This is a genomic window from Polaromonas sp. JS666, from assembly GCF_000013865.1.
Classification (GTDB): Bacteria; Pseudomonadota; Gammaproteobacteria; order Burkholderiales; family Burkholderiaceae_C; genus Polaromonas.
This window is the reverse complement of record NC_007948.1, coordinates 494,383-512,107: the sequence shown is the minus strand read 5'-3', so window position 1 is coordinate 512,107 and position 17,725 is coordinate 494,383. Positions and strand designations below refer to the sequence as shown.

The 17,725-nt window shown below is 59.2% G+C and carries 25 protein-coding genes; all 25 read right to left on the bottom strand.

Features of this window, described 5'->3' with window-relative positions:
- Positions 1 to 9: 9 nt before the first annotated feature.
- Entirely contained in the window at positions 10 to 408 is a 399-nt protein-coding gene (gene rplQ / locus BPRO_RS02480; protein WP_011481469.1) for a 50S ribosomal protein L17, read from the bottom strand.
- Positions 409 to 490: 82 nt separating this feature from the next.
- A complete protein-coding gene (gene rpoA, locus BPRO_RS02475; protein WP_011481468.1) occupies positions 491 to 1,480 on the bottom strand; it encodes a DNA-directed RNA polymerase subunit alpha in 990 nt (329 codons plus the stop codon).
- Between the two features lie 95 nt (positions 1,481 to 1,575).
- Positions 1,576 to 2,199, bottom strand: a complete 624-nt coding sequence (rpsD, locus tag BPRO_RS02470; protein WP_011481467.1) for a 30S ribosomal protein S4 — start codon at positions 2,197 to 2,199, stop codon at positions 1,576 to 1,578.
- Positions 2,200 to 2,327: 128 nt separating this feature from the next.
- On the bottom strand, positions 2,328 to 2,732 hold the full coding sequence (gene rpsK / locus BPRO_RS02465) for a 30S ribosomal protein S11 (protein WP_007869288.1): 405 nt from the start codon (positions 2,730 to 2,732) through the stop codon (positions 2,328 to 2,330).
- 13 nt (positions 2,733 to 2,745) lie between these two features.
- The gene (rpsM, locus tag BPRO_RS02460) at positions 2,746 to 3,111 is read right to left on the bottom strand and encodes a 30S ribosomal protein S13 (RefSeq protein ID WP_011481466.1); all 366 of its coding nucleotides are present in this window, start codon (positions 3,109 to 3,111) and stop codon (positions 2,746 to 2,748) included.
- Positions 3,112 to 3,136: 25 nt separating this feature from the next.
- Positions 3,137 to 3,250 carry a 50S ribosomal protein L36 gene (gene rpmJ / locus BPRO_RS28325; RefSeq protein WP_011481465.1) on the bottom strand — a complete coding sequence of 38 codons (114 nt, stop codon included), beginning with the start codon at positions 3,248 to 3,250 and terminating at the stop codon, positions 3,137 to 3,139.
- Positions 3,251 to 3,278: 28 nt separating this feature from the next.
- Complete coding sequence (gene infA, locus BPRO_RS02455) at positions 3,279 to 3,497, bottom strand: translation initiation factor IF-1 (RefSeq protein ID WP_007869286.1); 219 nt, start codon at positions 3,495 to 3,497, stop codon at positions 3,279 to 3,281.
- 18 nt (positions 3,498 to 3,515) lie between these two features.
- Positions 3,516 to 4,835 carry a preprotein translocase subunit SecY gene (gene secY, locus BPRO_RS02450; protein ID WP_011481464.1) on the bottom strand — a complete coding sequence of 440 codons (1,320 nt, stop codon included), beginning with the start codon at positions 4,833 to 4,835 and terminating at the stop codon, positions 3,516 to 3,518.
- Positions 4,836 to 4,855: 20 nt separating this feature from the next.
- Entirely contained in the window at positions 4,856 to 5,287 is a 432-nt protein-coding gene (gene rplO, locus BPRO_RS02445) for a 50S ribosomal protein L15 (RefSeq protein ID WP_011481463.1), read from the bottom strand.
- Positions 5,288 to 5,300: 13 nt separating this feature from the next.
- Positions 5,301 to 5,483: a 50S ribosomal protein L30 gene (rpmD, locus tag BPRO_RS02440; protein WP_011481462.1), complete on the bottom strand. Its 183-nt coding sequence runs from the start codon at positions 5,481 to 5,483 to the stop codon at positions 5,301 to 5,303.
- 12 nt (positions 5,484 to 5,495) lie between these two features.
- Positions 5,496 to 6,014: a 30S ribosomal protein S5 gene (rpsE, locus tag BPRO_RS02435; RefSeq protein WP_011481461.1), complete on the bottom strand. Its 519-nt coding sequence runs from the start codon at positions 6,012 to 6,014 to the stop codon at positions 5,496 to 5,498.
- A gap of 17 nt (positions 6,015 to 6,031) precedes the next feature.
- Positions 6,032 to 6,397, bottom strand: coding sequence for a 50S ribosomal protein L18 (rplR, locus tag BPRO_RS02430; RefSeq protein WP_007869273.1), 366 nt, complete (start codon positions 6,395 to 6,397; stop codon positions 6,032 to 6,034).
- A gap of 11 nt (positions 6,398 to 6,408) precedes the next feature.
- On the bottom strand, positions 6,409 to 6,942 hold the full coding sequence (gene rplF / locus BPRO_RS02425) for a 50S ribosomal protein L6 (RefSeq protein ID WP_011481460.1): 534 nt from the start codon (positions 6,940 to 6,942) through the stop codon (positions 6,409 to 6,411).
- A 24-nt stretch (positions 6,943 to 6,966) separates the two neighbouring features.
- A complete protein-coding gene (gene rpsH, locus BPRO_RS02420; protein WP_011481459.1) occupies positions 6,967 to 7,362 on the bottom strand; it encodes a 30S ribosomal protein S8 in 396 nt (131 codons plus the stop codon).
- Positions 7,363 to 7,380: 18 nt separating this feature from the next.
- Positions 7,381 to 7,686, bottom strand: coding sequence for a 30S ribosomal protein S14 (gene rpsN / locus BPRO_RS02415; protein WP_011481458.1), 306 nt, complete (start codon positions 7,684 to 7,686; stop codon positions 7,381 to 7,383).
- 8 nt (positions 7,687 to 7,694) lie between these two features.
- Complete coding sequence (gene rplE / locus BPRO_RS02410; protein WP_011481457.1) at positions 7,695 to 8,234, bottom strand: 50S ribosomal protein L5; 540 nt, start codon at positions 8,232 to 8,234, stop codon at positions 7,695 to 7,697.
- Between the two features lie 2 nt (positions 8,235 to 8,236).
- Positions 8,237 to 8,557 carry a 50S ribosomal protein L24 gene (rplX, locus tag BPRO_RS02405; protein WP_011481456.1) on the bottom strand — a complete coding sequence of 107 codons (321 nt, stop codon included), beginning with the start codon at positions 8,555 to 8,557 and terminating at the stop codon, positions 8,237 to 8,239.
- A gap of 9 nt (positions 8,558 to 8,566) precedes the next feature.
- On the bottom strand, positions 8,567 to 8,935 hold the full coding sequence (gene rplN, locus BPRO_RS02400; protein ID WP_007869247.1) for a 50S ribosomal protein L14: 369 nt from the start codon (positions 8,933 to 8,935) through the stop codon (positions 8,567 to 8,569).
- 441 nt (positions 8,936 to 9,376) lie between these two features.
- Positions 9,377 to 10,969: a glycerol-3-phosphate dehydrogenase/oxidase gene (locus BPRO_RS02395; protein ID WP_041389151.1), complete on the bottom strand. Its 1,593-nt coding sequence runs from the start codon at positions 10,967 to 10,969 to the stop codon at positions 9,377 to 9,379.
- Between the two features lie 346 nt (positions 10,970 to 11,315).
- Positions 11,316 to 13,055, bottom strand: coding sequence for an ABC transporter substrate-binding protein (locus BPRO_RS02390; protein ID WP_011481454.1), 1,740 nt, complete (start codon positions 13,053 to 13,055; stop codon positions 11,316 to 11,318).
- A 96-nt stretch (positions 13,056 to 13,151) separates the two neighbouring features.
- Positions 13,152 to 13,460, bottom strand: coding sequence for a DUF2160 domain-containing protein (locus BPRO_RS02385; protein ID WP_011481453.1), 309 nt, complete (start codon positions 13,458 to 13,460; stop codon positions 13,152 to 13,154).
- A 129-nt stretch (positions 13,461 to 13,589) separates the two neighbouring features.
- Complete coding sequence (locus BPRO_RS02380) at positions 13,590 to 14,402, bottom strand: carbohydrate ABC transporter permease (protein ID WP_011481452.1); 813 nt, start codon at positions 14,400 to 14,402, stop codon at positions 13,590 to 13,592.
- Between the two features lie 81 nt (positions 14,403 to 14,483).
- On the bottom strand, positions 14,484 to 15,374 hold the full coding sequence (locus BPRO_RS02375; protein ID WP_011481451.1) for a carbohydrate ABC transporter permease: 891 nt from the start codon (positions 15,372 to 15,374) through the stop codon (positions 14,484 to 14,486).
- An 85-nt stretch (positions 15,375 to 15,459) separates the two neighbouring features.
- Complete coding sequence (locus BPRO_RS02370; protein ID WP_011481450.1) at positions 15,460 to 16,539, bottom strand: ABC transporter ATP-binding protein; 1,080 nt, start codon at positions 16,537 to 16,539, stop codon at positions 15,460 to 15,462.
- Positions 16,540 to 17,622, bottom strand: coding sequence for an ABC transporter ATP-binding protein (locus tag BPRO_RS02365; RefSeq protein WP_011481449.1), 1,083 nt, complete (start codon positions 17,620 to 17,622; stop codon positions 16,540 to 16,542). It abuts the gene before it with no gap.
- Positions 17,623 to 17,725 lie beyond the last annotated feature (103 nt).

Genomic DNA, 17,725 nt, shown 5'->3' with positions numbered 1-17,725 from the left:
TATTATACCTTACTCTGCCTTCGCCGCGTCAGCGGTAGTGTCTTCTATTTCAGGACGATCCACCAACTCGACCAAAGCCATGGGTGCATTGTCGCCAACGCGAAAGCCCATCTTCAGAATACGGGTGTAGCCACCAGGACGGGCCTTGTAGCGCGGACCCAATTCTGCAAACAGCTTGACCACCATGTCGCGGTCGCGCAGGCGATCGAAGGCCAGACGTTTGTTGGCCACCGTTGGCTCTTTGGCCAGCGTGATCATCGGTTCCACCACACGGCGCAATTCCTTGGCCTTTGGCAGGGTGGTCTTGATGACTTCGTGCTGAAGCAGCGAGTTCATCATGTTGCGCAGCATGGCGAGGCGGTGCTCGCTGGTGCGGTTCAGTTTACGTAGTCCGTGTCCGTGTCGCATGGTGATTTCCTTTTTAATAATCAGGCAGCCGTATCAGGTACTGCCCGTGCGCCATCTCTTCGAAGATGGTCAGTTTTACAAATTAACGTTTGTCCAGGCCTGCAGGTGGCCAGCTCTCAAGGCGCATGCCCAGAGTCAAGCCGCGGGAAGCCAGCACTTCCTTGATCTCGTTAAGAGATTTCCGTCCGAGATTGGGAGTCTTGAGCAGCTCATTTTCAGTGCGCTGAATCAGATCGCCAATGTAGTAAATGTTTTCTGCTTTCAGGCAGTTTGCCGAACGCACCGTGAGCTCAAGCTCGTCGACAGGGCGCAACAGGATGGGATCAAACTGCTGCGAGCTGCGCTGCACCGGTGCATCAAATGCCGCCAGTTCATTGCCTTCCAGCTGAGCGAACACAGCCAGCTGCTCAACGAGAATCTTCGCCGATGCGCGGACAGCATCCTCAGCGGTCACTGCACCATTGGTTTCAATTTCGAGGACCAGCTTGTCCAGGTCCGTGCGCTGCTCAACGCGGGCGCTTTCGACGGTGTAGCTCACGCGCTTGACCGGGGAAAACGAAGCGTCCAGCACAATGCGGCCGATGGATTTTGGCGACTCATCGCCATAGCGACGCATGGTGCCCGGCACATAGCCACGGCCATTCTCAACCTTGATCTGCATGTCGATCTTGCCGCCGTGCGACAGATTCACGATCACGTGTTCAGGGTTGATGATTTCCACATCGTGCGGCGTCTGGATATCGGCCGCGGTCACAGGACCTTCGCCGTCTTTGCGCAGGCTGAGGGTCACTTCGTCGCGGTTGTGGAGCTTGAACACCACACCTTTGAGGTTCAACAGGATATTGACGACATCTTCCTGCACGCCGTCGATGGACGAGTACTCATGCAGAACGCCGGCAATGGTCACTTCAGTGGCGGCATGGCCAACCATGGAGGACAACAACACACGGCGCAGGGCATTGCCCAGCGTGTGGCCGTAGCCACGCTCGAATGGCTCCAGAGTCACCTTGGCGCGATTCGCGCCAAGCTGCTCCACATTGATGGTTTTAGGTTTCAACAAATTGGTCTGCATGCAGTCTTCCTCTCAATACCCTCGGTTCGTTACACCGATAAGGCCGGCGAAGCACACCCTGGCGATACGGTGCCCCGTATCGCAGGAACGAAAAATTAGCGCGAGTACAACTCGACGATCAACGATTCGTTGACGTCGGCTGCAAATTCGTCGCGATCGGGCACCTTCTTGAAGACGCCTTCGCCCTTGTCGGCGTTCACATCGACCCAGGCAGGCAGTCCGACCTGTTTTGCCAGCTCAAGCGCCTCGGTGACGCGAGTCTGCTTCTTGGACTTGTCACGTACGGCGATCACATCACCGGTCTTGACCATGTAAGAAGGAATATTGACCGAATTGCCGTTCACCGTGATGGCTTTGTGTGAAACCAGCTGGCGCGCTTCGGCGCGTGTCGAGCCGAAGCCCATGCGGTACACGACGTTGTCCAGGCGCGATTCGAGGATGAACAGCAGATTGGCGCCGGTGTTGCCCTTGCGGCGATCGGCTTCCTCGAAATAGCGGCGGAACTGCTTCTCCAGCACGCCGTACATGCGCTTGACCTTCTGCTTTTCGCGCAGCTGCAGGCCGAAGTCGGAAGTACGGGTACCCGAAGTACGACCGTGCTGGCCAGGCTTCGAATCAAATTTGGCCTTGTCGCTGATGGCGCGACGTGCGCTCTTCAGGAAAAGGTCGGTGCCTTCACGGCGGGATAGTTTGGCCTTGGGGCCGAGATAGCGTGCCACTTGAGTGTCCTTGTGTCATCTGCTGCATTGCTGCAGGAGCCTTCGGTGTGAACCTAACGGCGGTGGGCTTGATAAAAAATGCCTGACCTGGCTGACTGCAAGGCAATCAACCAGAGCAGGCAAGGCTATTAAATGCGGCGGCGCTTTTGTGGGCGGCAGCCGTTGTGGGGAACCGGGGTAACGTCGGCAATCGAATTGATCCGGATGCCCAGCGCGCCCAATGCACGGACGGAAGATTCGCGTCCGGGACCAGGGCCCTTGATTTCAACGTCAAGATTCTTGATGCCCTGCTCAATGGCAGCGCGGCCAGCCACCTCGGATGCAACCTGCGCTGCAAAAGGCGTCGACTTGCGCGAACCTTTGAAACCCTGACCACCGGAAGAAGCCCAGGACAAGGCATTGCCCTGGCGATCCGTGATGGTGATGATCGTGTTGTTGAAAGAAGCGTGGACGTGGGCAATGCCATCCGCCACGTTCTTGCGTACTTTCTTGCGAACGCGCTGTGCGGCGTTATTGCTTGGTGATTTTGCCATGACGACCTCTCAATTATTTCTTCAAAGCAGCAGCGGCCTTGCGCGGACCCTTGCGGGTACGGGCATTGGTCCGGGTGCGCTGGCCACGCATGGGCAGGCCGCGACGATGGCGGAAACCACGGTAGCAACCGATGTCCATCAGGCGCTTGATGTTCATCGTGGTTTCACGACGCAAATCGCCCTCGATGGTGAACAGAGCAATCTGGTCACGGATTTTTTCCAGATCGCCGTCAGTCAGATCTTTGATTTTTTTCGAATAGGCGATATCACATGCTTCGCAAATCTTGCGAGCGCGTGTGCGACCTATGCCGAAAATTGCAGTCAAGCCGATTTCGGCGTGCTGCTGCGGCGGAATATTGATACCAGCGATACGTGCCATGTGCGTCCTCTAAATCTCTTGAAAATCAGCCTTGGCGCTGCTTGTGACGCGGATCCGTGCAGATCACGCGTACAACGCCCTTGCGGCGGATGATTTTACAGTTGCGGCAAATTTTCTTGACCGAAGCTGAAACTCTCATTTCTTTCTCCTAAACTTTCACTCTGTGCTTACTTGGCACGGAACACAATTCGTGCTCGCGATAAATCGTATGGCGTCAACTCAACCGTCACCTTGTCACCGGGAAGAATGCGGATGTAGTGCATGCGCATTTTCCCCGAGATGTGTCCAAGTACAACATGTCCATTTTCCAGCTTCACCCTGAAAGTTGCATTGGGAAGGTTTTCAACGACCTCCCCCTGCATCTGAATCACATCGTCTTTAGACATATCCCATCAAATACCCAGTTAACCGCCCAGTGACGTCTTGAAATTCGCCTTTTTCAGCAACGACTCATACTGTTGCGACATCATGTAATTCTGTACCTGGGCCATGAAATCCATGGTGACCACCACAATGATCATTAACGACGTGCCGCCAAAATAAAACGGCACGTTGTATTTCAAAATCAAGAACTCTGGCAGCAGGCACACAAACGTGATGTACACCGCACCGGCCAGCGTCAGGCGAACCAGAATCTTGTCGATGTACCGCGCCGTCTGGTCACCCGGACGGATGCCTGGAATGAACGCCCCGCTCTTCTTCAGGTTATCCGCAGTTTCACGGCTGTTAAACACCAGGGCCGTGTAGAAAAAGCAGAAGAACACAATCGCGCTGGCATACAGCATCACGTAAATGGGCTGGCCCGGGGTCAGCGTGCCGGCGATGTCTTTCAGCCAGCGCATGCTCTCACCCGAACTAAACCATCCAACCACGGTGGCCGGCAACAAGATGATGGAGGAGGCGAAGATCGGAGGAATCACGCCTGCCATGTTCAGCTTCAGCGGCAAGTGCGAAGACTGTCCACCGTACACCTTGTTGCCCACCTGGCGGCGCGCGTAATTCACCAGAATCTTGCGCTGCCCCCGCTCGACAAACACCACAAAATACGTCACCAGCACGACCACAGCAACGATCACGATCGCCACCAGGACGCTCATGGCCCCGGTACGCACCAGCTCCAGCAGGCCACCCATGGCACCTGGCAATCCGGCCGCAATACCAGCAAAAATCAAAATCGAAATACCGTTGCCCAAACCGCGCTCGGTAATCTGCTCACCCAGCCACATCAGGAACATCGTACCTGCGGTCAGACTGAACACCGCCGTCATCCGGAAACCAAAACCAGGCACCAGAACCAGGCCAGGCGAGCTCTCCAGCGCTACCGCGATACCCATCGACTGGAACAGCGCCAACGCCAGAGTTCCATAACGCGTGTATTGCGTGATCTTGCGACGACCGCTTTCACCTTCCTTCTTCATCTGCTCGAATGTTGGAACAACATAGGTGAGCAGCTGCATGATGATGGAGGCCGAGATGTACGGCATGATGCCCAGGGCAAACACCGTGAATCGCGACAGGGCGCCACCGGAGAACATATTGAACAGGTTCAATATGCCGCCTTGCTGGCCCTTGAACAGCTCTTTCAGCTGGCCAGGGTCAATGCCCGGCACCGGGATGTGCGCGCCAATGCGGTACACCACCAGGGCCAGCAGCAAAAACACAAGCCTGTTGCGCAAATCACCGTACTTGCCGGTTTTCGCAATTTGAGCCGAGCTGGTTGCCACTGATTTATCCAGTCAGGTATTTAAGCGACGGAGCCGCCGGCGGCTTCAATAATGGCCTTGGCACCCGCCGTGGCAGAAATGCCGTTCAGCTTGACAGCCTTGGACAGTTCACCCGACTTGATGACCTTGACGTTCTTGGCGAGCTGGCCCACCAGGCCGGCGGTCTTCAGCGCCAGCAGATCCACTTCGGCCAGGCCGAGCTGCTCCAGCGCGCTCAGGGTGACCTCGGCGTTGAACTTGAGCAGATGCGACTTGAAGCCGCGCTTGGGCAAACGGCGCTGCATGGGCATTTGACCGCCCTCGAAGCCCACTTTGTGATACCCGCCAGCGCGTGACTTCTGGCCTTTATGACCACGTCCAGCCGTTTTACCCAAGCCCGAACCGATGCCGCGACCGACACGTCGTTTGGCATGTTTTGCGCCCAGGCTAGGCTTGATTCCGTTCAATTCCATGTTGAGTCTCCGCTCAGATAACCTTGACCAGATAACTGATCTTGTTGATCATGCCGCGCACCGCGGGCGTGTCCTGCAATTCGCTGACGCTGTTGACACCGCGCAGGCCCAAGCCGCGCACAGTTGCGCGGTGTGATTCCTTGGTGCCAATCGGGCTGCGAACCAGCTGGACTTTTACTTTGGCTTCTTTGGTCATTTCAATGCTGCCTTAGCCGAAGATTTCTTCGACCGATTTACCACGCTTGGCCGCTATTTCAGAGGCTGTGGTGGAATTGTTCAGTGCATCCATCGTGGCGCGCACCATGTTGTAAGGGTTGCTCGAACCATGGCTCTTGGCCACGATGTCGGTGATGCCCATCACTTCAAAAACAGCGCGCATCGGGCCGCCGGCAATGATGCCGGTACCCTTGGGAGCCGGCGCCATCATGACGTTGGCGGCACCCCAGTGACCGAATACATTGTGGTGGATGGTGCCGTTTTTCAACGAGACCTTGGTCATGTTGCGGCGCGCTTCTTCCATGGCCTTTTGTACAGCTGCAGGCACCTCTTTTGACTTGCCCTTGCCCATGCCAACGCGGCCGTCACCGTCACCAACCACAGTGAGTGCGGCGAAACCGAGAATACGGCCGCCCTTCACCACTTTGGTGACGCGGTTGACCGCGATCATCTTTTCCTTCAGACCATCGTCTGGAGCGTCGTTTTGCGATTTTGCTTGAAACTTAGCCATACTTAATTCCAGTCTGCTTAGAACTGCAAACCAGCTTCGCGAGCCGCATCAGCCAGCGCTTTGACGCGGCCGTGGTACGCAAAACCGGCGCGATCAAACGCCACTTTTTCCACACCTGCTGCTTTTGCCTTTTCGGCAATACGCTTGCCAATGGCCTGCGCAGCAGCAACGTTTCCACCCTTACCCGAAGCGCCGATTTCCTTGCGCACTTCCACCTCTGCGGTGGATGCAGCGGCCAAAACCTTGGTGCCGTCGCCAGAAATGACACTGGCGTAAATATGCAGATTGGTGCGATTCACGGTCAGACGGGCAACACCTTGCGTGGCGATGCGGATCCGGGTCTGACGTGAACGACGAAGGCGCTGCTCTTTTTTGGTCAACATGATGCAGCTCCTTATTTCTTCTTGGTTTCTTTGATCGTGATCTTCTCATCCGCATAACGGATGCCCTTGCCCTTGTAAGGCTCGGGAGGACGAACTGCACGCACTTCCGCGGCAATCTGGCCTACACGCTGACGGTCAGAACCCTTGATCACCACCTCGGTGGGGGTTGGGGTTGCGACAGTGATGCCAGCAGGCATGTCCATGATCACAGGATGCGAGTAACCCACGGTCAGGTTCAGCTTGGCGCCTTGCGCCTGGGCCTTGTAACCCACACCGATCAGGCTGAGCTTTTTCTCAAAGCCCTTGGTCACGCCCGTCACCATGTTGTTCACGAGCTGGCGCATCGTCCCGCTCATGGCATTGGCTTCACGCGAGTCGTTGGCAGGCGCAAAAGTCAGCTTGCCGGCATCATTCTTGATGGTGACAAGCGCGTTTTGCGTCAGCGCCAGGGCACCGAGGGCGCCCTTGACATTAATCTGGTCGTCTTTGATTGCCACGTCCACGCCCTGGGGCAGGGTAACCGGCATTTTTCCTACACGAGACATTTCAGTTTCTCCTCAATGCCGCCGTTAGGCCACGTAGCACAGCACTTCACCACCGATGCCGGTAGCGCGCGCCTTGCGATCCGTCATGACACCCTGGGGCGTCGTGACAATTGCCACACCGAGGCCATTCATGACCTGGGGGATGGCGCCATGACCTTTGTAGACACGCAGGCCCGGGCGGCTGACACGCTCAATGCGCTCAATCACGGGGCGGCCTGCGTAATACTTCAGGGCGATTTCCAGTTGGGACTTGCCGTCGTCGGTCTTGACGGAGAAGCCATCGATATAGCCCTCATCCTTCAATACCTGCGCGATGGCAACCTTGACTTTTGACGACGGCACCAGCACAACGGCTTTTTCAACCATCTGTGCATTCCGGATGCGCGTCAGCATGTCGGCGATAGGATCACTCATACTCATTTGCGGTTCTCCTATTGCTTACCAGCTTGCCTTGGTGATACCAGGGATATCACCAGCAAAAGCCAACTCGCGAATCTTGGCGCGAGCCAGACCGAATTGACGGAACGTACCGCGTGGGCGACCCGTGATCGCGCAGCGGTTGCGCTGGCGAGTCGGATTGGCGTTGCGGGGCAACTTTTGCAGCTCAAGACGGGCCAGCGCGCGCTCTTCATCGGAGCGCTTGGCGTCGTTGGACGTCGCCTTGAGTTCAGCGTATTTTTTGGCGAACTTGGCCGCGAGTTTCTCGCGCTTCAGTTCACGTTGCAGTAAAGCTTGTTTTGCCATGTCCCGCCTCAGTTCTTGAACGGAAAACGGAAGGCGGTGAGGAGCGCCTTGCACTCTTCATCGGTCTTGGCCGTTGTGGTGATGCTGATATTGAGACCGCGCAGGGCGTCGACCTTGTCGTACTCAATCTCAGGGAAAATGATCTGCTCTTTCACGCCGATGTTGTAGTTTCCGCGGCCATCAAAGGCCCGACCGGAAATACCGCGGAAGTCACGGACGCGCGGCAGGGCCACGGTCACGAAACGATCGAGGAACTCATACATCTGCACGCCGCGCAGCGTCACCATGCAGCCAATGGGCAGGTCTTCGCGGATCTTGAAACCGGCGATAGCCTTCTTGGCCTTCGTGACGACGGGCTTCTGGCCGGCAATCTTGGTCATGTCGCTCACCGCGTTGTCCATGACCTTCTTGTCGGCAACAGCCTCGCTCACACCCATGTTGAGCGTGATCTTGGTGATGCGCGGAACCTGCATGGGCGAGGTGTAGCCAAATTTTTCAATCAGGCTGGGCGCGATTTTTTCGCGGTATTGATCTTGCAAGCGTGCCATGTTTATGCAGCCTTAATTTCGTCGCCGCTGGACTTGAAGACGCGCACTTTCTTGCCGTCTGCCAACAACTTGATACCAACCCGATCCGCCTTGCCCGTTGCAGCATTGAAAATGGCCACATTGGACTGGTGAATCGGCATGCTTTTCTCGACAATGCCACCGGTGGTGCCCTTGAGAGGATTGGGCTTGGTGTGTTTTTTCACCAGGTTGATCCCGTCCACCAGCACATGGCTGTCGTCCTTGCGCAGCGAAACCGTGCCGCGCTTGCCTTTATCGCGACCTGCGATCACGATGACTTCGTCGCCTTTGCGAATCTTGTTCATGGGGCGTCCTTACAGAACTTCAGGAGCCAGGGACACGATCTTCATGAACTTCTCAGTGCGCAGCTCGCGCGTCACTGGTCCGAAGATGCGGGTGCCGATAGGCTCCAGCTTGGCGTTAAGCAACACTGCCGCGTTGCCATCGAATTTGACGAGCGAGCCATCGCCGCGGCGGATGCCCTTGGCGGTGCGAACGACCACAGCGCTGTAAACCTCGCCTTTTTTGACGCGGCCACGCGGAGCGGCTTCTTTGATGCTCACCTTGATGACGTCACCAACGCTGGCGTACCGGCGCTTGGATCCGCCCAGCACCTTGATGCACATCACGGATTTGGCACCCGTGTTGTCAGCAACATCGAGTTTGGATTGCGTTTGAATCATTTAAATTTAGTCCCAACTTGCACCAGAAAGCCGCATTGCACGATCCTCGGATCTTGCAAGCCACAACCCAGTCAGTCTTGGGCCCGTCGTCCACATCACAAACCACTTGCAATGCTTCCGCTGGGCAGAATTCTTCGCCTTTTTCATAGCGAAGCCCACGATTATGGCCAAATTGCCAGGCGCTGTCAACTGCCTCACGTGAAAATTACCCCACAAATCCTTGAAGCGACGCCATGCCAGGGTCGGCGGGCCCTCCGGGCAGCCTATTCAGAAAGCGCCCGCAGCACCGGAAGCGGCACGAAGCCCGTGAAAAAATTCACAGAAAATCGCGTCTTTATCCATTAGCCACCGAGGTACATTGCTATCAAAACAGTAGCAATCAGCCATTTTTGGGTGCTGCTGTGATGATGGGGCCGGCCGGATGGCGCAGGTCTGCCGGCTTCAGTCGGGCAAGCTGAGGTACTGGCCGCAAAGCGCCAAAAATGCCTCCAGTTGCGGGTCCACCCCGTTTTCCTGCTGAAGCAATACGGCCACTTCTGACGCCAGCGACCGGGCCAGGGCCGCGTCCAGGAACAACAGGCGGGAGCGGCGAGCCAGCACGTCTTCCACGCAACGCGCGTACTCGTAGCGGGCCGCAAACCGCACCATGGCCTCCGTCAGCCCCCCCCCGAGTTCATGGGCGGCGCCCGGCAGGCCCTGCACAACCGCGGCCTCACTCCCGTATAGGTGAACACCCGGTGCGTCACTGATTTTACGGCCCAGGTCCTGAGCACCCACTAACTTGAGGTGGGCGGTCGCGGTACCTGCACGCCTCGGGAGCAAGCCCGCGGCGAAGCATGTCTCCATCACATCCTCCGCCATGGCCCGGTAAGTGGTCCACTTCCCCCCTGTCACCGTGACCAGGCCGCTGTTGCTGACCAGCACCGTATGCTCACGCGACAGGGCCTGGGTTCTCTCCGCATGGTCATCAGACGGCTTGACCAGGGGGCGCAGGCCGACCCAGATGCTTTTGATGTCGGTCGGGCCAGGCGCGCGGCTCAGGTAGCGCGCCGATTCGCGCAGGATGAAATCAACCTCTTCCTTGAACGGCAGCGGCTCGCGGGCCAGATCATGACGCGGCGTATCGGTGGTCCCCAGAATGGTTTTACCCAGCCAGGGCACGGCAAACAACACCCGGCCGTCAGCCGTTTTAGGAATCAGCATGGCGTGGTCGGTGGGCAAAAACGACCGGTCCACCACAATATGCACGCCCTGGCTGGGGGCGACCATGGGCTGGGTTTCGCGACCTATGGCCTGCCCGTCCTGAAGGCGCAGCTGGTCTACCCAGACACCCGCCGCATTCACCACACATTTGGCCTTGATCTCAAAGAGGCGGCCTGTTTCCTGGTCCTGCGCGTGAAGGCCCACCAGTTTGCCGTTTTCATGAATCAAGCCCGTGGCGGCACAGTAGTTGACCAGCAACGCGCCCTGGCGGGCGGCGGTGCGGGCCAGCGCCAGGGCCAGGCGCGCATCGTCAAACTGGCCGTCCCAGTACTTGACGCCGCCCTTGAGGCCCTGCGGCTGCGCCGTCGGCAGGCAGTCCAGGGTTTCGGTCCGGCTCAGGAACTCGGTGGGACCCAGCCCGGCCTTGCCGGCCAGGGCGTCGTACATCTTCAGGCCCACACCATAAAAAGGCGCCTCCCAGAACTTATAAGAAGGCATGACAAAAGCCAGGGGCTGCGCCAGGTGCGGCGCATTGGCCAGCAGCGTGGTGCGCTCGTGCAAGGCCTCGCGCACCAATGAAATATTGCCTTGCGCCAGATAGCGCACACCACCATGCACCAGCTTGGTAGCCCGCGACGAGGTGCCTTTGGCAAAGTCGTGCGATTCGACCAGCACGACAGAAAACCCGCGCGCCGCGGCATCAAGCGCCACGCCCAGGCCGGTGGCGCCGCCGCCGATGATGGCGAGGTCATACTGACAGGGCTGAGCCAGCCGGGCGATCAGGTCATGGCGCCGCGTTGGTGCCGGTGCCGGCAAGGATTCAGTCGTCATGGGCTGCATCGTCCGTCGTCATAACCCGTTGTCATAAAACCCCGTTTTCAGTGTGTCTTGAGCCTGTCCGGGCCACGCCAACAGCAGCTTGCTGCATCGAGCAGCAACCGGGCCTCGGGGTGCCCCACACCCGGGGGAGCCTGTCCGGGCCACGCCAACAGCAGCTTGCTGCATCGAGCAGCAACCGGGCCTCGGGGTGCCCCACACCCGGGGGAGCCTGTCCGGGCCACGCCAACAGCAGCTTGCTGCATCGAGCAGCAACCGGGCCTCGGGGTGCCCCACACCCGGGGGAGCCTGTCGGACTTGGGAATCGTCGGCTGCAAATCGACGCCCCAAGCCCTTCGGATTAACGCGCTTTTCCGTCTTTCCAGGCTTGCAGCAACTTGTCATAGTTGATGGTTTCACCTTTTGGCTTCTCGTTAGCCAGCTTGGCCCACGGTGCCGCCTTGTCACTCAGGTATTTGGCCGGATCACCTTTAGGATTGAGCTTGGGCGCACAGTTGGCCATGCCGGCACGCTGCAAACGACCCATCACGTTGTCCATTTCTTCGGCCAGGTTGTCCATGGCTTTTTGTGGTGTCTTTTCACCGGTCACGGCTTCGGCCACGTTCTTCCACCAGAGCTGCGCGAGCTTGGGGTAGTCGGGCACGTTGGTGCCGGTGGGCGACCAGGCCACGCGTGCCGGGCTGCGGTAGAACTCGACCAGGCCGCCCAGCTTGGGCGCCATGTCGGTCATGGCCTTGCTCTGGATGTCGGACTCGCGGATCGGCGTCAGGCCCACGATCGTCTTCTTCAACGACGTGGTCTTCGAGGTGATGAACTGCGCGTACAGCCAGGCCGCGGCGGTGCGGTCCGCGTCGTGGTTGGTGAAGAAGGTCCACGAGCCGACGTCCTGGTAGCCGTTCTGCATGCCCTGCTTCCAGTACGGACCGTTCGGGCCGGGTGCCATGCGCCATTTCGGCGTGCCGTCGGCATTCACCACCGGCAGGCCCGGCTTGGTCATGTCGGCCGTGAAGGCGGTGTACCAGAAGATCTGCTGGGCAATCTGGCCCTGCGCCGGCACCGGCCCGGCTTCGCCGAAGGTCATGCCGGTGGCCTCCTTGGGCGCGTACTTCTTCATCCAGTCGACGTACTTGGTGAGCGCATAAACGGCTGCGGGCGAATTGGTGGCACCACCGCGTGAAACCGAAGCGCCGACCGGTGTGCATTTGTCTGCTGCCACGCGGATGCCCCACTCATCAACCGGCAAGCCGTTGGGCGCGCCGATGTCGGCAGTCCCGGCCATCGAGAGCCAGGCGTCGGTGAAGCGCCAGCCCAGCGACGGGTCTTTCTTGCCGTAGTCCATGTGGCCATAGATGGGTTTGCCGTCGATGGTTTTCACGTCCACGCTGAAGAACTCGGCGATGTCTTCGTAAGCGCTCCAGTTGAGCGGCACGCCCAGGTCGTAGCCATACTTGGCCTTGAACTTGTCTTTCAGGTCCTGACGCGCAAACAGGTCGGCGCGGAACCAGTAGAGGTTGGCGAATTGTTGGTCGGGCAACTGGTAAAGCTTGCCGTCAGGACCCGTCGTGAACTTGGTGCCGATGAAGTCCTTCAGGTCCAGCCCAGGGTTGGTATAGTCCTTGCCCTTGCCGGCCATGTAGTCGGTCAGGTTCATGATCTTGCCGTAGCGGTAGTGGGTACCGATCAGGTCGGAGTCGGAAACCCAGCCGTCATAAATCGACTTGCCCGACTGCATCGAGGTCTGCAGCTTCTCGACCACATCACCCTCCTGGATCAGGTCGTGCTTGACCTTGATGCCGGTGATTTCCTCGAAGGCCTTGGCCAGCGTCTTCGATTCGTATTCGTGCGTGGTGATGGTTTCCGACACCACCGAGATTTCCTTGACGCCCTTGGCCTGCAGCTTTTTGGCGGCATCAATAAACCACTTCATCTCCGCCTGTTGCTTGTCTTTGCTCAGGGTGGATGGCTGAAACTCAGCGTCAATCCATTTTCTGGCGGCGGCTTCGTCTGCCCAGCCGGGCCCGGCCATTGCGCAGGCAGCGGCCAGTGCCAGTGCCGTCCGACGTGTGTTACGCATCTTCATGACTCTTGTCTCCTCATTGGTTCACTCCCCGTTGATGAAGGCTTGTTCGGCTCCGGGGAAACATGAGCCGGATTCCTTTTTCTAGCCGCCGAAGCGCTACCCCTTGCGCATGATGAATGCCAGCAAGGCCATGGAAAAAACAAAGCTGATCCAGATCGAAGGGTCTGCCTCCAGGTTCAACCAGCCGGCCAGCTTGCCGCTGATGCCCACAAAAATCAGGTTCACATACGCGGCACTCAGCAGACCGATGAATAAACGGTCACCGCGCGTGGTCTCCATCGGCAAAAAGCCGCGCTCCAGACGTGTCGGAGACCTCAGCTCCCAGGCCGTCATGCCAACCAGCATCAGAACGATGCAGCTGAAAAATACCGCGACCGGTGTCGTCCAGGCCATCCACTCAAACATATCCATCCTCCAGACTGTCCAATACGAAGGCAAAGGTCGTGCCTGCCCAAGCTGACGCCGCCGATCCGGCTTTGCCGGTCTGCAGGCGTCGCCCCTTGAGGAGAGGCGCCAAAGGCGCTTCGGGGAGAGTCACACTCTGCCCATCGCGAAACCCTTCGCGATGTAGTTGCGCACAAACCAGATCACGATGGCGCCCGGCACGATGGTCAACACACCGGCCGCCGCCAGCGTCGCCCAGTCCATGCCCGACGCCGAAACAGTTCGGGTCATGGTGGCGACGATGGGCTTGGCATTGACGCTGGTCAGCGTGCGCGCCAGCAGCAGTTCCACCCAGCTGAACATGAAGCAGAAGAAGGCCGCCACGCCAACCCCGGCCTTGATGAGCGGCAGGAAAATGCGGACAAAAAACCCGGGAAACGAGTAGCCGTCGATGTAGGCGGTCTCATCAATCTCACGCGGGATGCCGCTCATGAAACCCTCCAGAATCCACACCGCCAGCGGCACGTTGAACAGCAGATGCGCCAGCGCCACGGCGATGTGCGTATCCATCAGCCCGACCGTGGTGTAGAGCTGGAAGAAGGGCAGCAGGAATACCGCCGGCGGCGTCATGCGATTGGTCAACAGCCAGAAAAACACATGCTTGTCGCCCAGAAAGCTGTAACGTGAAAACGCATAGGCGGCAGGCAGGGCCACGGTGATGGAGATCACCGTGTTGATGGCCACATAGATCAGGCTGTTGATGTAGCCCGAGTACCAGGATGGATCGGTGAAGATGGTCTTGTAGTTGTCCCAGGTGAAATGCTGGGGGAAAAACGAAAAGCTCGACACGATTTCGGCATTCGTCTTGAAACTCATGTTGACCATCCAGTAGATGGGCAGCAGGGCAAAGACGATGTAGGCGATCAGGAACAGCGTCCGCGCCTGGAATTTTGGCTTAGACATGTTGCCCCCACGCTCTGCACTTCTTGTCGTCGCTGCCCCCCGAGGGGGCGCGAGCTTGCTCGGGGCGGCCCGGCGCTGCGCTCATTGTTCACCTTCTTTCTCTTGGGTACCCACGCGCTTCATCCAGTTGTACAAGATGAAGCACAGCAGCAGGATGATCAAAAAGTAAATCAACGAGAAGGCCGCTGCGGGACCGAGGTCAAACTGCCCGACGGCCTTTTGCGTGAGGTACTGCGACAGGAAGGTCGTTGAATTGCCTGGCCCGCCGCCCGTCAGCACAAAGGGCTCGGTGTAAATCATGAAGCTGTCCATGAAGCGCAGCAGCACGGCGATCATCAGCACCCCGCGCATTTTTGGCAGCTGGATGTAACGGAACACGGCGAATTTGCTGGCGCCGTCGATGCGCGCCGCCTGGTAGTACGCATCGGGAATGGAGCGCAGACCGGCGTAACACAGCAAGGCCACCAACGGCGTCCAGTGCCATACATCCATCATCAGCACCGTCGCCCAGGCATGGCTGGCGTTGCCGGTATAACTGTAGTCAAAGCCCATCTTCTGCAGCATCGCGCCCAGCAAGCCGATGTCGGCCCGGCCATAGATTTGCCAGATCGTGCCCACCACATTCCACGGGATGAGCAGCGACAGGGCGACCAGCACCAGCACCAGGGAGGCTTTCCAGCCCTGCGCCGGCATCGACAGCGCCAGCGCAATGCCCAGCGGAATCTCCACGGCCAGCACGGCCAGTGAAAAAGTCAGTTGCCGCCACAGTGCTGCATGCAAGTCTTCGTCGCGCATCACCGCGGCAAACCACTCGGTGCCGACAAACACGCGCCGCTCCGGCGAGATGATGTCCTGCACCGAATAATTCACCACCGTCATGAGCGGCAAAATCGCGGAGAACGCCACGCAGATGATGACGGGCAACACCAGCAGCCAGGCCTTCTGGTTCACGGGTTTGGTTGTTGTGCTCATGGATTTACCCCCACGCTTGTCACTGCGTGTACTGCGCTGCCCCCCGAGGGGATGCGAGCTTGCTTGAAGCGGTTCTGCGCTGCGCTCATGCGGCCACCAATTCTTCGTTGATATAAAAACAGGTGTGCGGCCCCATGACCTGCAGCCAGACTTGCTGACCGGCTTGCGGCACCTCGGCCTCCGGCTTGAGCCTCGCCTTGAGCGTGTGCTCGCCAATCGTGGCCGTCAGCATCACATGGGTACCGATGTCCTGCACCAGCGTCACTTTGAAGGGCAGCGCAGCCGGGTCGCCGGGCGGCGCTTGCACCACATACTCGGGGCGCACACCCAGTTTGAGGTCACCGTCCGGCAGCGCCCGGTCGGCTGGCAGAACCAGCACCTGCCCCGCCACACGCAGCACCCCGGCCCGCACGACGGCGGGCAAGAAGTTCATGCCGGGCGAACCAATGAAATGCCCGACAAAGGTGTGGCTTGGTTTTTCAAACAGCGCATCGGCCGAACCCGTTTGCACGGCCCGGCCCCGCGTCATGACCACCACTTCCTCGGCGAAGGTAAGCGCCTCGACCTGGTCATGCGTCACATAAATCAAGGTGAGCTTGAGTTCGTGGTGAATCTGCTTGAGCTTGCGCCGCAGCTGCCATTTCAGGTGGGGGTCAATCACCGTGAGCGGTTCGTCAAACAACACCGCCGACACGTCAGGGCGCACCAGGCCACGCCCCAGCGAGATTTTTTGCTTGGCATCGGCCGCCAGGCCGGACGCGCGGTGGTTCAGCTGGCCGCTCATGTCGAGCATCTCGGCAATCTCGCCCACGCGTTTTTTTATCTGTGCCTCCGCCACCTTGCGATTGCGCAAGGGAAAAGCCAGGTTCTCGGCCACGGTCATGGTGTCGTAGATCACCGGGAACTGGAACACCTGTGCAATGTTGCGCTGCTGGGGCGAGGCCCGTGTCACGTCCAAGCCGTCAAACCTGACGCTGCCTTGCGAAGGCACCAGCAGGCCCGACATGATGTTGAGCATGGTGGTCTTGCCGCAGCCGGAAGGGCCGAGCAGCGCATAAGCACCGCCATCGCGAAAGCTCATCTTCAGCGGCAGCAGCGCGTAGTCGCTGTCCTGGCGCGGGTTGGGCCGGTAGGCATGGGCCAGATCAAGATCAATACGCGCCATTCAACGCCCCCCCTTGCGCCCGGGCGCGACCAGCAGCGCACCGGCCGCATCAAACACATAGGCTTGGGCGGGATCCAGGTACAGCGTCAGCGGCACCCCCAGATCAAAGTAATGCACGCCCGTCAGCTGAGCCACCAGTTCACCGGCCGCCGTGGCGACGTGCACAAAGGTGTCAGACCCGGAGATCTCTGCCAGTTCGACCCTGCCCGCAAGCACCACATCGCCCGCGCGCTCCTCGATGCGCAGTGCACTGCCGCGAATGCCTGCCGTCAGCGTCGCCAGGCGCTGTGCCGACACGGACGGCACAGCCATCCTGAGCACCGGCCCGCCCACCAGTTGCACGCCCTGCCCTACCGGCAGCGCGGCAATCAGGTTCATCGGCGGGTCGCTGAAGGCACGCGCCACCCGCAGCGACTGGGGCGTATGAAACACCTCTGCCGTTGGCCCGTACTGCAGCAGCTCACCGCCATCCATCACGGCGGTGTAGCCGCCCAGCAGCAAGGCTTCGCCGGGCTCGGTGGTGGCGTAAATCACGGTCGAATCGCCGGCGGCAAACAACTGCGTCAACTCTTCGCGCAGTTCTTCGCGCAGCTTGTAGTCCAGATTCACCAGCGGCTCATCAAGCAGCATCAGGGGCGCGCCCTTGGCCAGGGCCCGCGCCAGGGCCACGCGCTGCTGCTGGCCGCCGGAAAGTTCGGCCGGCAAGCGGTCCAGAAACATCTCGATATGCAGCCGCCCGGCCAGGCTGCGCACCTGCTGGTCAATGTTGGGCTCGCCGCGCAGCCTGAGCGGGGATGCGATGTTGTCAAACACCTTGAGCGACGGGTAGTTGATGAACTGCTGGTACACCATGGCGACATTGCGTTCGCGCACCGGCGTTGCGGTGACGTTGGCGTTGTCCACCAGCACCCGGCCTTTGGTGGGCACATCCAGCCCCGCCATGATGCGCATCAGACTGGTCTTGCCGGCTTGCGTGGCGCCCAAAAGCACCGTCACCTCGCCACTGCGCGGTGCCAGACTTAACTCGTACAACCAGTGCTCCGCGCCGACTTTCTTGCTGATGTGGTCAAGTGCCAGCTGCATCACGCCACCCGGAACAAAACGGGCCCGCGCAGCACGTTGGCAACGAACGCCACGTCCTGAAAAAATGAAATGGCAAACAACAAAGACACCCCTCGCATGGTTT

Excerpts from the sequence above, each read along its gene's own strand:
- rpoA (WP_011481468.1), bottom strand. The coding sequence starts at position 1,480 with ATGCAGACCAATTTGTTGAAACCTAAAACCATCAATGTGGAGCAGCTT.
- BPRO_RS02375 (WP_011481451.1), bottom strand. The coding sequence starts at position 15,374 with ATGAGCACAACAACCAAACCCGTGAACCAGAAGGCCTGGCTGCTGGTG.
- rpsM (WP_011481466.1), bottom strand. The coding sequence starts at position 3,111 with ATGGCACGTATCGCTGGTATCAATATTCCGCCGCAGCAGCACGCCGAA.
- rplO (WP_011481463.1), bottom strand. The coding sequence starts at position 5,287 with ATGGAATTGAACGGAATCAAGCCTAGCCTGGGCGCAAAACATGCCAAA.
- rplE (WP_011481457.1), bottom strand. The coding sequence starts at position 8,234 with ATGGCACGCTTGCAAGATCAATACCGCGAAAAAATCGCGCCCAGCCTG.
- infA (WP_007869286.1), bottom strand. The coding sequence starts at position 3,497 with ATGTCTAAAGACGATGTGATTCAGATGCAGGGGGAGGTCGTTGAAAAC.
- rplX (WP_011481456.1), bottom strand. The coding sequence starts at position 8,557 with ATGAACAAGATTCGCAAAGGCGACGAAGTCATCGTGATCGCAGGTCGC.
- rplN (WP_007869247.1), bottom strand. The coding sequence starts at position 8,935 with ATGATTCAAACGCAATCCAAACTCGATGTTGCTGACAACACGGGTGCC.
- BPRO_RS02390 (WP_011481454.1), bottom strand. The coding sequence starts at position 13,055 with ATGAAGATGCGTAACACACGTCGGACGGCACTGGCACTGGCCGCTGCC.
- BPRO_RS02370 (WP_011481450.1), bottom strand. The coding sequence starts at position 16,539 with ATGGCGCGTATTGATCTTGATCTGGCCCATGCCTACCGGCCCAACCCG.
- BPRO_RS02385 (WP_011481453.1), bottom strand. The coding sequence starts at position 13,460 with ATGTTTGAGTGGATGGCCTGGACGACACCGGTCGCGGTATTTTTCAGC.
- rpsH (WP_011481459.1), bottom strand. The coding sequence starts at position 7,362 with ATGAGTATGAGTGATCCTATCGCCGACATGCTGACGCGCATCCGGAAT.
- rpmD (WP_011481462.1), bottom strand. The coding sequence starts at position 5,483 with ATGACCAAAGAAGCCAAAGTAAAAGTCCAGCTGGTTCGCAGCCCGATT.
- rpsE (WP_011481461.1), bottom strand. The coding sequence starts at position 6,014 with ATGGCTAAGTTTCAAGCAAAATCGCAAAACGACGCTCCAGACGATGGT.
- rplF (WP_011481460.1), bottom strand. The coding sequence starts at position 6,942 with ATGTCTCGTGTAGGAAAAATGCCGGTTACCCTGCCCCAGGGCGTGGAC.
- BPRO_RS02395 (WP_041389151.1), bottom strand. The coding sequence starts at position 10,969 with ATGACGACTGAATCCTTGCCGGCACCGGCACCAACGCGGCGCCATGAC.
- rplQ (WP_011481469.1), bottom strand. The coding sequence starts at position 408 with ATGCGACACGGACACGGACTACGTAAACTGAACCGCACCAGCGAGCAC.
- BPRO_RS02365 (WP_011481449.1), bottom strand. The coding sequence starts at position 17,622 with ATGCAGCTGGCACTTGACCACATCAGCAAGAAAGTCGGCGCGGAGCAC.
- rpmJ (WP_011481465.1), bottom strand. The coding sequence starts at position 3,250 with ATGAGAGTTTCAGCTTCGGTCAAGAAAATTTGCCGCAACTGTAAAATC.
- rplR (WP_007869273.1), bottom strand. The coding sequence starts at position 6,397 with ATGTTGACCAAAAAAGAGCAGCGCCTTCGTCGTTCACGTCAGACCCGG.
- BPRO_RS02380 (WP_011481452.1), bottom strand. The coding sequence starts at position 14,402 with ATGTCTAAGCCAAAATTCCAGGCGCGGACGCTGTTCCTGATCGCCTAC.
- rpsK (WP_007869288.1), bottom strand. The coding sequence starts at position 2,732 with ATGGCAAAATCACCAAGCAATAACGCCGCACAGCGCGTTCGCAAGAAA.
- rpsN (WP_011481458.1), bottom strand. The coding sequence starts at position 7,686 with ATGGCAAAACAAGCTTTACTGCAACGTGAACTGAAGCGCGAGAAACTC.